The following is a 15,025-nucleotide window of genomic DNA, read 5'->3' as shown; positions in this document are numbered from 1 at the left end:
ACCTTTCTTCAGGAGGACTCAATGGATACGGGAAAAAGGCGCAGCCAACGCGATTACACGCTAGCTTTTAAATTGTCGGTCGTAGACCAAGTCGAAAAAGGCGAGTTGAGTTATAAAGAGGCTCAACGGCGCTTTGGCATTCAGGGCCGGTCCACGGTACTGGTTTGGCTACGCAAGCATGGCCGACAGGACTGGAGCCAAGGCGCCTCAATCCGAGCGCCGCGGAGCAGGCCGATGACCGACCCCAACCTCCCGCTGACACCCGAGCAGCGGATTAAAGAGCTTGAAGAACAGTTGGCGCTGAGCAATCAAAAGGCCCAGTTCTTTGAAGCTGTCGTGAACGTCTTGAAAAATGATTACGGTGTGTCCATCGTAAAAAAGCGACCCGGCAAGTCCTCTCGCAAGGGCAAATCCAAGACCTGAGCATTACCAGGGCTTGCCTGTTCATGGGAATTTCGCGCCAAGCGTATTACAAACGTAACCGAGCCGTTGATGCGAGAGCTCACCAAGACCAGCAAGTAGTGGACTTTGTTCTGGAAAAGCGGCGTCGCCAGCCGAGGTTAGGCACGCGCAAGCTGCATTATCTGATGAGCACTGAGGCTCAAGTGCAGGTAATTGTTGGTCGAGACCGTCTTTTTTCCATCTTGCGCGAAGCGCGAGAGCTGGTTCCTCGAAAGCGTGCTTATCATAAAACTACGCATAGCCATCATCGGTTCCGCCGCCATCCCAACCTGCTCAAAGCAGGCCCGGAACAAGTTGTCGCTGGCAGGCCCGAGCAGGTTTGGGTTGCAGATATTACCTATCTGCCCACGCGGGAAAGTGTTGTTTACGTCAGCCTGATAACAGACGCGTACTCACGCAAGATCGTGGGTCATCATGTGCATGACAGCTTGCATACGGAGTCGGTGGTCAAAGCATTGCAGAAAGCTGTTAGCCAGCGAAAATCCAAGCAATCGCTGATCCATCACTCGCATCGCGGGGCCCAATACTGCTCCGACCTGTACCAGCAAATGCACGCCAAGCATGGGATCAAGTGCTCAATGACGGACGGCTACGATTGCTATCAGAACGCGATGGCAGAGCGGGTAAACGGGATTTTGAAAACTGAGTTTTTGCTGCACCGGCCCAAAGATTTGGCGGATGCCGTAAAAATGGTGGATGAGTCGGTGCTGATCTACAACGGGGAGCGGCCGCACTTATCCCTGAAATACAAAACGCCCGATGCGGTGCATCAGGCGTTTTGAGACTGAAACAGGTGTAAACCTATTTCAGGACTAGACAGTCCAAAAGCCTTAACCAGCAAACGCTTATCAAATACCAAATAACGTGTTGATTTTTAAAGGTCGAAACTTCAGGCAGCCACATCCCTGTGGCGAGCGGGCTTGCCCCGCGTTGGGGTGCGAAGCGCCCCCCATCAAGCAAAATGCGGTGTACCTGATACGGCTCAGCGCCTGGCTTTGGGGCTGCTGCGCAGCCCAACGCAGGACAAGCCTGCTCGCCACAGGGAATCTGCGCTTGACTGAACGGCATTAGGGCTTGCCCGCTCGCCAAAGAGGTAATGGAGCCTCCCTCATTTTAGTCTGCGTTGAAACTCAGCCCTTGCGGCACATCCACATCCCAGAGTACGCCGGCATCATTCACTGGCACTTGCTTCACGGCAGCCTGAGCAAACAGAGGCTTTGCGCCGCGATCCCCCGTCAGCGCCATTAACGAAGGGCCAAATGCCCGACCGAAAGCAACCGGATGCCCACGCTGCCCGGCATGCACTGGCACATTGATGCTTTGCAGATCATCGATCACACGCTCGATAGTCGCGGGCAGGACAAACGGCATATCCCCCAGCACCACCAACCAACCGTCAGCAGACGCACTGGCCGCAATCGCCGCCGCGATGCTGTCGCCCATCCCCGCCGATTGCAGCAGCAGGACCTCGCAGCCATATGCCCTGGCCAACCGAATGACGTCCGAACGTTCCGGCGACGTCACCAACAGCCGCGAGACGAGCTGCTCAGGCAAGTTCAGCAAAACATGCTCGATCACCGGCCGCGTTACGCCGTCCCGGCCGCTACATTGAGCCAGCAACTTATCCTCGCCCGTTTCGGCGCGAAAGCGACTGCCCTGCCCCGCCGCCAGCACAATCGCGGTCAGCGTCACTCAGCCACCGCCGCCAGCGGCTTTTTCTGCATCGGCGCCACGCCATTCTTGATCGCGACAATTTCCGCCATCAGCGACAGCGCAATTTCCGCCGGGGTGTGGCTGCCGATGTGCAAACCGATCGGCCCATGCAAACGTGCAATGGCCTCATTCGACAGGCCCAGTTCTACGAGGTTTTCCCGGCGCTTCTGGCTGTTGACCCGCGAGCCCAGCGCGCCGATATAGAACGCGCTGGAATTCAACGCGGTCAGCAACGCCATGTCGTCCAACCGAGGGTCATGGGTCAGGCAGACGATGGCCGTGCGTTCGTCGGTCTGGATATTCAGCACCGCTTCGTCCGGCATGCCCGGCACAAAGCGACCGTGCTGCTCTTCCCAGCCGTAGACAAATTCCTCGCGCGGGTCGCAGATCAGCACTTCGAAATCCAGCAGCCGCGCCATTTCCGCCACGTACCGCGACAGTTGCCCGGCGCCGATCAGCAACAACCGCCAGCGCGGACCATAGATGGCCCGCAGACGCTGACCGTCAAAGCTCACCACATCGGTCTTGCTGGCATCGCTGAGGGTCACCTCTCCCGTGGCCAGGTTCAGCTCGCGGGCAACGATCTGGTGATCCTCACAGCGTGCCAGCAGTTGCGCGACCCACTCCCACTCCACCACCCGCTCCTCGGTCAGGCGCAGGGTGCCGCCGCACGGCAGGCCAAAGCGCGCCGCCTCGTCGCGGGTAACGCCATAGGTCACCATCTGCACCGGCGGGCCGTCAGCGGCCAGGCGGCCATCCTGCAGGCGCGCGATCAGGTCATCCTCGATGCAGCCGCCGGAAACCGAGCCAATCACCACGCCATCGCCGCGCAGGGCCAGCATCGCCCCAGGCGGACGCGGCGCACTGCCCCAGGTCTGCACCACGCTGTACAGCACCACGCGATGCCCGGCCTGGCGCCACGCCAATACGCTACGCAGGACGTTCAGATCCACACTGTCCATCTACCCTCCTGTGAGCGTTTGTTGATGAGGTATCGATTGACTCTAAAGCAAAAAATTCCAAAAGGGCGTGCGTACAAACGCAAACGCCCCGAACAGGTCGGGGCGTTTGCGGGTTGCCTTGGCGTCAGTTCACGCCATCAGCGGTTTACTTGACCACCGGAGTCGGGCCTTCGGCCACGCCCAGGTCGTCGACTTCGCGGGTTTCCGAGATACCGGTGCCGCCGGAAGCCAACTCGCTTTGCAGCTTGTCGGTGTCCAGCTCCTTGACCCACTTGGCCACAACGATGGTGGCAACGGCGTTACCCACCAGGTTGGTCAGCGCACGGGCTTCAGACATGAAGCGGTCGATACCCAGGATCAGCGCCAGGCCGGCAACCGGCAGGTGGCCGACAGCCGACAGGGTCGCGGCCAGCACGATAAAGCCGCTACCGGTCACGCCTGCAGCGCCTTTGGAGGACAGCAGCAGCACCAGCAGCAGGGTGATCTGGTGGGTGATGTCCATGTGGGTGTCAGTCGCCTGGGCGATGAACACGGCAGCCATGGTCAGGTAGATGGATGTACCGTCGAGGTTGAACGAGTAGCCGGTCGGGATCACCAGACCCACCACGGATTTCTTCGCGCCCAGACGCTCCATCTTGATCAGCATGCGTGGCAGGGCCGACTCGGAAGAAGACGTGCCCAGCACGATCAGCAGCTCTTCACGGATGTAGCGGATCAGCTTGATCACACTGAAACCGTGGGCGCGGCAGATACCGCCCAGCACCACCAGCACGAACAGCAGGCAGGTGATGTAGAAGCAGATCATCAACTGGCCCAGTTGCACCAGCGAACCCACACCGTAGGCACCGATGGTGAACGCCATGGCGCCCAGGGCACCGAGTGGCGCGAGCTTCATGATCATGTTGATGATATTGAACATCACGTGGGCGAAGCGATCGATGAAGTCCAGCACCGGCTTGCCGTAGGCACCCAGGCGATGCAGGGCAAAACCGAAGATCACCGAGAACATCAGCACTTGCAGGATATCGCCGTTGGCGAACGCGCCGACGATGGTGTTCGGGATCACATTGAGGATAAAGCCGACGATGCTCTGGTCTTTACCGGCGGTGACGTACGCTGCGACTTTGGAGGCATCCAGGGTCGCGACATCGATGTGCATGCCGGCGCCCGGCTGCACGACGTTCACCACGATCAGGCCGATCAGCAGGGCGATGGTGGAAACGACTTCGAAGTACAGCAGCGCGTAGCCGCCGGTTTTTCCCACCGATTTCATGCTTTGCATGCCAGCGATGCCGCTGACAACGGTGCAGAAGATGATCGGGGCAATGACCATTTTGATCAGCTTGATAAAGCCGTCACCCAGTGGCTTGAGGGCCACGCCGGTCTCCGGGTAGAAGTGGCCGAGCAAAATACCGATAACGATTGCGACGATCACCTGGAAATACAGGGATTTGTAGAGTGGCTGACGAGTCGTCATTGCAAAGTTCCTCAATCGTCCCGTGTGGCAAATATCCGCCATTGCCCACGACACTTGAATTGCGAACCCTCCTGCACTGGAGGGATTTGTTGTTTGCGAGGCCTGTAGAAACACACCTGCGCTGTAATCTTGATCGCAAACGCCGTGCCACTTTACGGAAATTTCCGTCAGGCCTTTAGACGCCAGGGATAGCGATGGACGGGCATGGCCGGCCGGGTCAGACAATGTGGCGGATTTCCGCCGGACCGACCTCTATCGTCCTACAATGTGGCGGATATCCGCCTTGGTGAGATAAGTTTGCGGGATGTGGCGCCTGGACGCACGCTCTCGCAGGCAAGCCAGCGCCCACAGTTGCCTGGATTCACCAATCAAAGTGTGGGCGCTGGCTTGCCTGCAACAGGGCGAGTGTAGCCAATGAAGATCAAACAGCCGGGAAATGAATCTTGAACGCCGCGCCACCCAATGGCGAATCGCCCAGGGTCAAGCGTGCGCCGTAGCTTTCAATAATGTCCTTGACCACCGCCAGGCCAATCCCCTGCCCCGGGTGCTGACGGTCCAGCCGTTCGCCGCGCTGCAGAATCCGCGCGCGCTGGTCGGGAGGTACGCCGGGGCCGTCGTCCTCGATGCACAGCTCGGCGCCTTCGAGGTTTTCCAGCAGGCTGATACGCACCTCCCTCACACACAGGCGGTAGGCGTTTTCCAGCAGATTGCCGAGCAGTTCGAGCAAGGCACCCTTCTCGATCGGCACATAGCATTCATCCGGCAAGTCGAAGGACACAGCCACGCGCTTGTCGCGGTACACCTTGTCCAGCGTGTCGCACAGGCTTTGCAGCACCGGCTCAAGCCGCACCTGATGGCGCACCAGGCCGCTTTTGCGCAAGCTGGCGCGCTGCAACTGGTAGCCGATCTGCTGGCTCATGCGCTCGATCTGCGATTGCAGCACCCAGGCCTGATCGCGGTCTGCCGGGCGCAGCGCCATGTCTTCGCTCACGCCCTGCAACACCGCCAGCGGGGTTTTCAGGCTGTGGGCCAGATCGTCGAGGGAATCGCGATAGCGTGCGCGTTGCTCGCGCTCACCGTGCAGCAGGCGGTTGAGAGAGCCGGTCAGGCGCAGCAATTCGCGCGGGTGTTGCTCGCTGAGGCTTTCGCGGGTGCCGCCCTCGATCTGGTCGAGTTCCTGACTCAACCGTCGCAGGGCTTGCAGACCCCAGGTCAGGCCCAGCCACAGCAGGGTGAGCAGCACCAGCAACGCGGCGCCGAAGCCCAGGTAGAGATTTTCGCGCAGGCCTTCGAGGGTCAGCAGGTATTCGCGCACCGGTTGCAGGGCGACAATACTGAACGCGGCGCTCTTGCCACCGAGCAGCTTGACCTCCACGTCGTACACGAAGAATTCCTGGCCGTTGGCCTCGCGAATCCGCGCAAACTCATTGCCGCGCCCGTCATAGCGCGGCTTGTAGTTGATGTTTTCTTCCTGGGTCGCCCGCGAGCGCCACACCAGATGGCCCTCACGGTCGTAGATATAGCCGAGCAGGCGGCTGTCGGTGAGGTTGAAGCGCTCGTCCGGCAACTGCGCTGGCATCAGCAGGCGGTTGTTTTCAACCCGCGCCGCCGAGATCAGGGTCGTCACGTCCGACGCCAGCCGCTGCTCGATGGAATCCTGCAACGCCAGGCTGAACGCGCCCTGCATGGCCGGCAACAAACCCAGCATGAACAGCACGGCGAGGGTGGCGGCCGCCAGCATCAGGCGTACGCGAAGCGAGCGAATCAAAGGCAGCGCTCATTGAACAGGTAGCCCAGGCCACGCACGGTGTCGATCGGCTTGAACCCGGCCGGGCCTTCCAGCTTGCGGCGCAGACGCCCGACCAGCACTTCGATGACGTTCGGGTCGCGCTCGTCGTCGTCAGGGTAGAGCTGTTCCATCAAGCGATCCTTGGCGACCACCTGCTGATGGTGGCGCATCAGGTACTCGAGGATCCGGTATTCGTAGGCGGTCAGCGCCAGCGGCTGTTCATCGAGCGAAGCTTGCTTGCGATTGAGGTCGAGCAGCAAGGGACCTGCGACGATGGTCGACTGGGTGAACCCGCTGGAGCGGCGCAGCAAGGCGTTCATGCGCGCTTCCAGCTCTTCAAACTGGAACGGCTTGACCACATAGTCGTCGGCGCCGGAGGCCAGGCCTTCGACCTTGTCCTGCCAGTTGCCACGGGCAGTGAGGATCAGGATCGGGAACGTCTTGGCGTCGCTGCGCAGTTTACGGATCAGGTCCAGGCCGCCCATGCCGGGCAGGCCCAGGTCGATGATGGCCAGGTCGTGATTGAACTGCCCGGTCTGGTACAGGGCTTCTTCGGCATTGGCCACGGCTTCGACCACGTGCCCGCTGTCGGTCAGGCGGGTCAACAGGTGATGACGCAGCAGCGCCTCATCTTCCACCACCAGCAATTTCATAAGGCTCTCCAAGGCAATTCAACTGTCCGACAGAGGGATATCATAGCGGCCCTGCAAGTCTTGCTGGCGTATTTTAATCCCGTTGCACTGGCCGCTGAGGCGGTAACCCGCCTGCACAGCCCAGAACCCCGACGGCTGGTCCCATGCAGACTACGCACGTGCCCCTGAACTCCCCCTGAACAAGCTCTGAACCTGGCCTGAACCACTGCGGGGTATCCACTGGCGCGCCAACTCGGCAAAATACCGCGCATGACGCCCCTACCCACATGCTGCACCCCACTCGACAGCCACTGGCCCCTGCCCGCGCCCCTGCCCGGCACGGTGTTCTTCAGCACCCGCTTTGATCCGGCGCGGTTGGACAACGGCGATTTTCAGCGTTGCGCAGTGCCGCCGCCAGCGAGCATCCAGCGCTCGGTGGCCAAGCGCCAGGCGGAGTTCCTCGCCGGCCGCGTGTGTGCCCGCGCCGCCCTGCAATGCCTTGATCATTTGGACTACACCCCGGCGATTGGCGACGATCGCGCGCCGGTGTGGCCGGGGCATATCAGCGGCTCCATCACCCACAGCACCGGGCATGCGGCGGCGATTGTCGGCCACAAGGCGCAGTGGCGCGGGCTGGGGATGGATGTGGAGAACATGCTCACGCTGGAGCGGGCGCAGCGTCTGGCCGCAGAGATTCTGACGGCCGATGAGTTGCAGCGCCTGGCCCTGTTGCCGCAGGCACAGATTGCACAGGTGGTGACGCTGACGTTTTCGGTGAAAGAAAGCCTGTTCAAGGCCTTGTATCCGATTGTGCAAAAGCGCTTCTACTTTGAGCATGCCGAGGTGCTGGACTGGTCGGACACAGGTCACGTGCGGCTGCGGTTGCTGACGGACCTTTCCAGTGAGTGGTGCGATGGCAAGGAGCTGGAGGGGCAGTTTGTGGTGAATGACGGGCAATTGTTGAGTCTGGTGGCTGTCAGCGGCTGATACACCGCTATCGGGAGCAAGCCCCCTCCCACAGGGGAACGCATTCCAAACATGGAAGGGGGCTTGCTCCCGATAGCGGTCTCAGGGCTTACCTTGCACCCTCGGCCAGCTCAGGCTGAAACACGCCCCGCCCAGGTTATGGCTCTTGGCGATCAATGCCCGTCCGCCATGCCAGTAAATAATCCGCCGCACGATCGACAGGCCCAGGCCATGCCCACCGGAGGCACGGGTGCGGCTGTCGTCCAGACGCAGGAACGGCGTGAAGATGCGTTCCCAGGCGCTTTGCGGCACGCCCGGTCCGTCGTCCTCAACGTCGATACGGCACTGCGACGCGCCCACCTGATAGCTGATCAACACATGTGCCTGGGCGTGGCGCATGGCATTGCTTACCAGGTTTTGCAGGGCGCGGTGCAGGTAGCGCGGTTCGGCATCGACCCAGGCGTCATCCCCTTGCGCTGATGACAGGCAGTCACCTCGACTGACGGTGACTTCGCGACGCAGTGGCGATAACTCGCCGATGACCTGATCGAGCAGTGCATCGAGGTCGACCCGCTGAAAATTCAGCGCCGGTGCGCCCTGCTCCAGCCGGGCGTAGGTGAGCATTTCGTCGACCAGGCCATCAAGGTCCTGGATATCGCCGTCCATCCCGTCCAGGTATTTGCGTCGCGCTTCGGGCGTGGCCGCGTCGCCAAGCATTTCCAGGCCGAAACGCAGACGTGCCACCGGCGTGCGCAATTCGTGGGACACCGCACGCACCAGCTCGCGCTGAATCGCCAGCAATTGCTGCAGGTGCTCGGCCATGCCATTAAAGGCAGCGGCCAGGCGACCCACCGAATCGGCACCGCGTGCCGGCACACGCACTTGCAGATCACCCTCGGCGATCCGCGTGGCGGCAGCTTCCAGGCCTTTGAGGCGCCGCTCCAGCTGGCGCACCAGGAAATAAACGATCAAGCCGATCAGGGTCAGGCCTGCCAGCGCAATCAGCACCAGCCATTGCACCGGATACGGATTCATTTGATACAGCGGACCGATTTCCAGCACCCAGGGCGTGCCCGCCATGCCGGCAAACACGCGGATCGAGTCACCGCCCTTGCCCAGCGCCATCACCGTATCGCCTTCCGTCACGCGGCGGCGCTGGTCGTCGTCCATATCCGCCTGGTCGAGGGCCAACAGGTGCATATCAAAGCCAAAACCCTTGGCCTCTTTCAGAGCGGCCAGGCGCTGCGGCTGCTCGGCCACGGGGAAACGCACCAATTCGTCGGCCAGCAGGTAAATCGTCGCACGGGCCAGTTGCTCGCTGATCTGCTGCACGTCGCCCGTCAGTAGCAGTTGCTCCCGTTCGCTGACCAGGCGCAGCACCCGTGCGGCATGGGGCCCGGTCTGCTCCACCAGTACCTGGCCGCGCTGCAGGCGACTGCGCTGGCCGAGGTCCAACCGGGCGTCGGCCAGTGGGCGCAGTTGCAGGGGGATGCCCAGCAGACGTTCCCACATGGCCAAGGCCCGTTGACGCTCGATGGTGTTCATGGTTTGCAGGTTGTCGCCCATCAGCGCAAATGTGCCGTGGGCCAGGCGCTCGCGGTACTGGTCGCTGCGCACTTCGTTGAGCAGGTGCAGGGCCAGCACGCCGAGCAGCGCCACCAGGACCAGGGCGGCGCACATGCCGCCGTAGATGCGCAGGAAGATCGAGTTCACAGCGACGTATCCGCAGCGGCTTGGGCGACGAACAGATAGCCTTTGCTGCGGATGGTCTTGATCAGGCGCGGGTGGATCGGGTCGTCGCCGATCTTGGGGCGAATGCGTGAGATGCGCACATCGATGGAGCGGTCCTGGCCGTCATAGCCGATGCCGCGCAGAGCGATGAAGATTTCCTCGCGGGACAGAATGCGCCCGGCGTTCGCCACCAGCAGCCAGAGCAGGTCGAATTCGGCGCTGGTCAGTTCGATAGCGCCAGCGTGCAGCCAGGCTTCGCGCAGCGCACTGTCGACCACCAGCGGGCCGAACTGCAGGCGGCGCTGGTGAGGGGCGCTGGTCGGTTCTGCCGGTTCGCTGCGCCGCAACAATGCCTGGATGCGCGCCAATAAAAGGCGCGGGCGCACCGGCTTGCACACATAGTCGTCGGCGCCCAGGTCCAGGCCCTGTATCTGGTCCATGTCGTCAGTGCGCGCGGTGAGCATCAGGATCACGCCGTCATACCGCGCGCGCACCTTGCGGCAGATACTCAGGCCGTCCTCGCCGGGCAGCATCAGATCGAGGATCACCAGGTCCGGCTGCTCGGCAATGATGCGCGCCGCGGCCAGCGCACCGTTACTTTCCACCGACACCCGCAGGCCGTTGCTCTGCAGGTACTCACGGGTCAGCTCGGCCAATCGCTCGTCGTCCTCGACGATCAACAGGTGCCAGGGTGCTTGCTCCACGGGTGATCCTCGTTGTTATGAAATGCCCTCCGGCGGACACCACCCCCTTCCCACATTTGAATGTGCGCAGACCATAGCGTCTTTGTCATATTTGGGGGGCATAAGTGAGGCCGATTGTAGCCATGGGCCAGCCCTCTGACACAAGACAGGAAGTGCATTCGGTGATCGCCTTTTTTTATGGTAGGGTTCGCGCCCTTCGAAATTGCACGGCCTGCATTGCGAGCTGAATGTTCAACGACAAACGGTCAGATGCAGCAGTAATGCGGCCTACACCGGCACTGAACCTTTCTTACACATTTTACCCACGAGTTATCCACAGGTTACTGCGTTGCTAACCCCTCCAAAACGCATTATCTTGTAGCTCGGCGGCAAGGTAGACCCTACATGTGGGGTTTTCGCCCAATTTGCCCAACCACAGAAGCAGTCCCTGATTCAAGTTTTTTATGGCGTGTGCAGCGTAGAACCAACGATTTTTTTCAGTAGACCAAATCGCTTAAGCGGATGGCAGCTGTTCTCCATCCCGATATGGAAAACGGTACGGGTGTTGCAGGCAAAAGCCTGGCACTCGCAATCAAATATAGAACGTGGAGACAACCCCCCCATGCAAACCGACACAACTCGCGAGAACCCGCAGGGCTCCGTGCCGCAGGCCGCTGATTCGAACCTGGATCTGTCCGCCACCGCACCTGGCCAACTGCGCGTGATCAAGCGTAATGGCACTGTCGTTCCTTACACCGATGACAAGATCACCGTCGCCATCACCAAAGCGTTTCTTGCAGTTGAAGGCGGCAATGCTGCCGCCTCGTCGCGCATCCACGACACCGTTGCCCGCCTGACCGAACAGGTCACCGCGACTTTCAAGCGTCGCATGCCGTCGGGCGGCACCATCCACATCGAAGAAATCCAGGACCAGGTTGAACTGGCCCTGATGCGTGCCGGCGAGCAGAAAGTCGCCCGCGACTACGTGATCTATCGCGATTCGCGCGCCAAGGAGCGTGCCGTGCGCGCCCCGGCCGAAGACGCCGCGGTACAGGCTCACCCGTCGATCCGCATCACCCTGGCCGACGGTTCGTTTGCACCACTGGACCTGGGCCGCCTGAACACCATCATCACCGAGGCCTGCGAAGGCCTGGAAGAAGTCGATGGTGAGCTGATCCAGCGCGAAACCCTGAAAAACCTGTACGACGGCGTGGCCCTGACCGACGTCAACACCGCCCTGGTGATGACCGCCCGTACCCTGGTTGAACGCGAGCCGAACTACTCGTTCGTGACCGCGCGCCTGCTGATGGACACCCTGCGTGCCGAAGGCCTGGGCTTCCTGGGCGTGGCCGACAGCGCCACTCACCATGAGATGGCCGACCTGTACGCCAAGGCCCTGCCGGCCTACATCGCCAAGGGTATCGAATACGAATTGCTGAACCCGATCCTGGCCACCTTCGACCTGGAAAAACTCGGCAAGGCGATCAACCACGAGCGCGACCAGCAGTTCACCTACCTGGGCCTGCAAACCCTGTACGACCGTTACTTCATCCACAAGGACGGTATCCGCTTCGAACTGCCACAGGTGTTCTTCATGCGCGTGGCCATGGGCCTGGCGATTGAAGAGAAGCATAAAGAAGACCGCGCCATCGAGTTCTACAACCTGTTGTCGTCCTTTGACTACATGTCGTCGACCCCGACGCTGTTCAACGCCGGCACCCTGCGTCCACAGCTGTCGAGCTGCTACCTGACCACCGTGCCGGATGACCTGTCGGGCATCTACCACGCGATCCATGACAACGCCATGCTGTCCAAATTCGCTGGCGGCCTGGGCAACGACTGGACTCCGGTGCGCGCACTGGGTTCGTACATCAAGGGCACCAACGGCAAGTCCCAGGGCGTGGTGCCGTTCCTGAAAGTCGTGAACGATACCGCCGTAGCGGTCAACCAGGGTGGCAAGCGCAAAGGCGCGGTGTGTGCCTACCTGGAAACCTGGCACATGGACATTGAAGAGTTCATCGAGCTGCGCAAGAACACCGGTGATGATCGCCGTCGTACCCACGACATGAACACCGCCAACTGGATCCCGGACCTGTTCATGAAGCGCGTCTTCGATGACGGCCAGTGGACCCTGTTCTCGCCGTCCGAAGTGCCGGACCTGCACGACCTGACCGGCAAGGCCTTCGAAGAGCGCTACGAGTACTACGAAGCCCTGTCCCAGTACCCAGGCAAGATCAAGCTGTTCAAGACCATCCAGGCCAAAGACCTGTGGCGCAAGATGCTGTCGATGCTGTTCGAAACCGGCCACCCATGGCTGACCTTCAAGGACCCGTGCAACCTGCGCAGCCCGCAGCAGCACGTGGGCGTGGTCCACAGCTCGAACCTGTGCACCGAGATCACCTTGAACACCAACAAGGACGAGATCGCCGTCTGCAACCTGGGCTCGATCAACCTGCCGAACCACATCGTCAACGGCAAGCTGGACACCGCCAAGCTGGAACGCACCGTCAACACCGCAGTGCGCATGCTCGATAACGTGATCGACATCAACTACTACTCGGTGCCACAGGCGCAGAACTCCAACTTCAAGCACCGTCCGGTCGGTCTGGGCATCATGGGCTTCCAGGACGCGCTGTACCTGCAGCACATTCCTTACGGTTCGGATGCTGCGGTCGAGTTCGCCGACAAGTCCATGGAAGCGGTCAGCTACTACGCGATCCAGGCTTCCTGCGACCTGGCCGACGAGCGCGGCGCCTACGAGACGTTCCAGGGTTCGCTGTGGTCCAAGGGCATCCTGCCGCTGGATTCGCAACAGATCCTGATCGAGCAACGTGGCCAGAAGTACATCGACGTTGACCTGAACGAATCCCTGGACTGGGCGCCGGTACGTGCCCGTGTGCAAAAAGGCATTCGTAACTCCAACATCATGGCCATCGCACCGACCGCAACCATCGCCAATATCACTGGCGTGTCGCAGTCGATCGAACCGACCTACCAGAACCTGTATGTGAAATCGAACCTGTCGGGCGAATTCACCGTGATCAACCCGTACCTGGTGCGCGACCTGAAAGCCCGCGGCCTGTGGGACTCGGTCATGATCAACGACCTGAAGTACTACGACGGTTCGGTGCAGCAGATCGAGCGCATCCCGCAGGAGCTCAAAGAGCTCTACGCGACCGCCTTCGAAGTGGACACCAAGTGGATCGTTGACGCCGCCAGCCGTCGTCAGAAGTGGATCGACCAGGCGCAGTCGCTGAACCTGTACATCGCCGGCGCTTCGGGCAAGAAGCTCGACGTGACCTACCGTATGGCCTGGTACCGTGGCCTGAAAACCACCTACTACCTCCGTGCCCTCGCTGCGACCAGCACCGAGAAGTCGACCATCAACACCGGCAAGCTGAACGCGGTTTCCAGCGGCAACCACGGTGATGATTCGGTGCTGGCTGCTCCAGCCGGTCCGGCGCCAGTGCCAAAGGCTTGCGCCATTGATGAGCCGGATTGCGAAGCTTGCCAATAAGCTGAGCGCGTCACTCGAAGCCCGTCAACCGAAAGGTTGACGGGCTTTTTTCATGCCTCGCCCACTCTACACAAAGGCGTACGCTTCACCGCGCTGCTCCTGTTGTGGGCGCCCACCTCGTCCCCCCCATAACTCCACCTGCCCGCCAATGACCGCCATCGAATGGCCGCCGTAGTTCACGACGCCCAACGAGCCACTGGCGAGCTCATCACGCGACGATTGCCGGTAAAGCCCCTTGAGCCCCAAACGATCCAGGCCTTCGCTGGCATGTTCACCGTCGTTCAGGCTTACCAGGGCATCCAGGTAGCTTCTGCGGGCATTGTGATCATTGCCCTCGCCAAAGCCATTGTTGCCTTCCATCTGCGCCCGTTTGGCACTCGCGGCATACAGAAAGTTGGCGTCGGTCATCATCGCCGGGTCATCGCCCAGGAAGCGGGCCTGCTGGGCGGCCTGCTGCAATTCGCCCTTGCTCAAGTGGAGCTGGAAACCATCTCGCATCTGAACATCCCAACCATCACCAGCCGCTTTCACGTCGCGGAAAATATCGGTGGGCTTCTGACCGAACTTCATCATCGCGCTTTTTATGGCTGAAACCGTTACGCAGTTCCCATCCGGCCCTTGCCTGAACCCGGACCAGATATTGCCAGGCTCTCTGCCCATCCCAGGCTTTTTACCCGGATTGCTTTTGTCGGGTGTGTAATGGGTAAAACGCGCCCCTTGGGTGAAGGGCTTGTTGCTCATGGATTCTACGGAACCGAAATTTTCAGGCCTGACGCGCGGGCCCGAGCCGCCGCCTCCCGGCAACGGCAGTGAAGGCAAGGCCGCATCGTCCTCAGGAAACCATCCGCTCAGTAACTGCTTGAGAAATTGAAGAAACTTGCGATCCGCGTCCTCAATCAATTTTTTGAGGAGGTTCTTGAACGGCTCATCGCCTATCTTCTCGCGCAACGCATTGAGCTTGTCGCGCGTCTCCCTGACCGTCTGGCTTTTGCCGTCCTGCTGTGCATCGAAGAGTTCATTCAGCAACTGCTTGAGCGCCGCCACCTCGGCCACCGGCACCACCGCAGGCGTCTCGCCACGCGCCCCCCCGGGG

The 15,025-nt window shown here is 60.9% G+C and carries 11 protein-coding genes; 3 read left to right on the top strand and 8 right to left on the bottom strand.

Annotation, left to right across the window (positions count from 1 at the left end; translation table 11 throughout):
* Positions 1–21 precede the first annotated feature (21 nt).
* Positions 22–1,244, top strand: a protein-coding gene (locus tag ACXX81_RS04440; protein ID WP_458571274.1) for an IS3 family transposase whose coding sequence is annotated in 2 segments (ribosomal slippage) — positions 22–373 and positions 373–1,244 — 1,224 coding nt in all. Because the reading frame shifts where the segments join, the coding sequence is not laid out codon by codon here.
* A 331-nt stretch (positions 1,245–1,575) separates the two neighbouring features.
* Here ACXX81_RS04440 and ACXX81_RS04435 read toward each other — a convergent pair.
* The 5 genes from ACXX81_RS04435 to ACXX81_RS04415 all read right to left on the bottom strand — a co-directional run bounded on the left by ACXX81_RS04435 (position 1,576) and on the right by ACXX81_RS04415 (position 7,056).
* Positions 1,576–2,154 (bottom strand): nucleotidyltransferase family protein, encoded by a 579-nt coding sequence (locus ACXX81_RS04435; protein WP_209983961.1) that lies wholly within the window; start codon positions 2,152–2,154, stop codon positions 1,576–1,578.
* Positions 2,151–3,137 carry an XdhC family protein gene (locus tag ACXX81_RS04430; protein WP_458571273.1) on the bottom strand — a complete coding sequence of 329 codons (987 nt, stop codon included), beginning with the start codon at positions 3,135–3,137 and terminating at the stop codon, positions 2,151–2,153. The genes ACXX81_RS04435 and ACXX81_RS04430 overlap by 4 nt, the downstream gene beginning before the upstream one ends.
* Positions 3,138–3,282: 145 nt before the next feature.
* Positions 3,283–4,614, bottom strand: coding sequence for a dicarboxylate/amino acid:cation symporter (locus tag ACXX81_RS04425; protein ID WP_209983965.1), 1,332 nt, complete (start codon positions 4,612–4,614; stop codon positions 3,283–3,285).
* Positions 4,615–5,035: 421 nt separating this feature from the next.
* Positions 5,036–6,382, bottom strand: coding sequence for an ATP-binding protein (locus tag ACXX81_RS04420; protein WP_209983967.1), 1,347 nt, complete (start codon positions 6,380–6,382; stop codon positions 5,036–5,038).
* A complete protein-coding gene (locus ACXX81_RS04415; RefSeq protein ID WP_003233491.1) occupies positions 6,379–7,056 on the bottom strand; it encodes a response regulator in 678 nt (225 codons plus the stop codon). Before ACXX81_RS04415 ends, ACXX81_RS04420 begins: the two co-directional genes overlap by 4 nt.
* Before the next feature lie 249 nt (positions 7,057–7,305).
* On the opposite strand from ACXX81_RS04415, the gene ACXX81_RS04410 reads away from it, so the two are divergent.
* A complete protein-coding gene (locus tag ACXX81_RS04410) occupies positions 7,306–8,022 on the top strand; it encodes a 4'-phosphopantetheinyl transferase family protein (protein WP_231423781.1) in 717 nt (238 codons plus the stop codon).
* Between the two features lie 81 nt (positions 8,023–8,103).
* Here the strand turns inward: ACXX81_RS04410 and ACXX81_RS04405 are convergent, their stop codons facing one another.
* Positions 8,104–9,714: an ATP-binding protein gene (locus ACXX81_RS04405; protein WP_322214292.1), complete on the bottom strand. Its 1,611-nt coding sequence runs from the start codon at positions 9,712–9,714 to the stop codon at positions 8,104–8,106.
* Complete coding sequence (locus ACXX81_RS04400; RefSeq protein ID WP_231423783.1) at positions 9,711–10,436, bottom strand: response regulator; 726 nt, start codon at positions 10,434–10,436, stop codon at positions 9,711–9,713. The genes ACXX81_RS04405 and ACXX81_RS04400 overlap by 4 nt, the downstream gene beginning before the upstream one ends.
* A gap of 601 nt (positions 10,437–11,037) precedes the next feature.
* On the opposite strand from ACXX81_RS04400, the gene ACXX81_RS04395 reads away from it, so the two are divergent.
* Positions 11,038–13,932 (top strand): ribonucleoside-diphosphate reductase subunit alpha, encoded by a 2,895-nt coding sequence (locus ACXX81_RS04395; protein WP_209983977.1) that lies wholly within the window; start codon positions 11,038–11,040, stop codon positions 13,930–13,932.
* A 66-nt stretch (positions 13,933–13,998) separates the two neighbouring features.
* Here ACXX81_RS04395 and ACXX81_RS04390 read toward each other — a convergent pair whose 3' ends face one another.
* Positions 13,999–14,985 carry a hypothetical protein gene (locus ACXX81_RS04390; RefSeq protein WP_458571272.1) on the bottom strand — a complete coding sequence of 329 codons (987 nt, stop codon included), beginning with the start codon at positions 14,983–14,985 and terminating at the stop codon, positions 13,999–14,001.
* Between the last annotated feature and the right edge of the window lie 40 nt (positions 14,986–15,025).

It is taken from the genome of Pseudomonas sp. GNP013, assembly GCF_054343995.1.
The sequence above is the reverse complement of the archived record's forward strand: the minus strand, read 5'-3'. Positions and strand labels throughout refer to the sequence as shown.

What these genes read in the sequence shown, in the direction of transcription:
- ACXX81_RS04430 (WP_458571273.1), bottom strand. Translation starts at nt 3,137, where the DNA reads ATGGACAGTGTGGATCTGAACGTCCTGCGTAGCGTATTGGCGTGGCGC.
- ACXX81_RS04425 (WP_209983965.1), bottom strand. Translation starts at nt 4,614, where the DNA reads ATGACGACTCGTCAGCCACTCTACAAATCCCTGTATTTCCAGGTGATC.
- ACXX81_RS04415 (WP_003233491.1), bottom strand. Translation starts at nt 7,056, where the DNA reads ATGAAATTGCTGGTGGTGGAAGATGAGGCGCTGCTGCGTCATCACCTG.
- ACXX81_RS04410 (WP_231423781.1), top strand. Translation starts at nt 7,306, where the DNA reads ATGACGCCCCTACCCACATGCTGCACCCCACTCGACAGCCACTGGCCC.
- ACXX81_RS04395 (WP_209983977.1), top strand. Translation starts at nt 11,038, where the DNA reads ATGCAAACCGACACAACTCGCGAGAACCCGCAGGGCTCCGTGCCGCAG.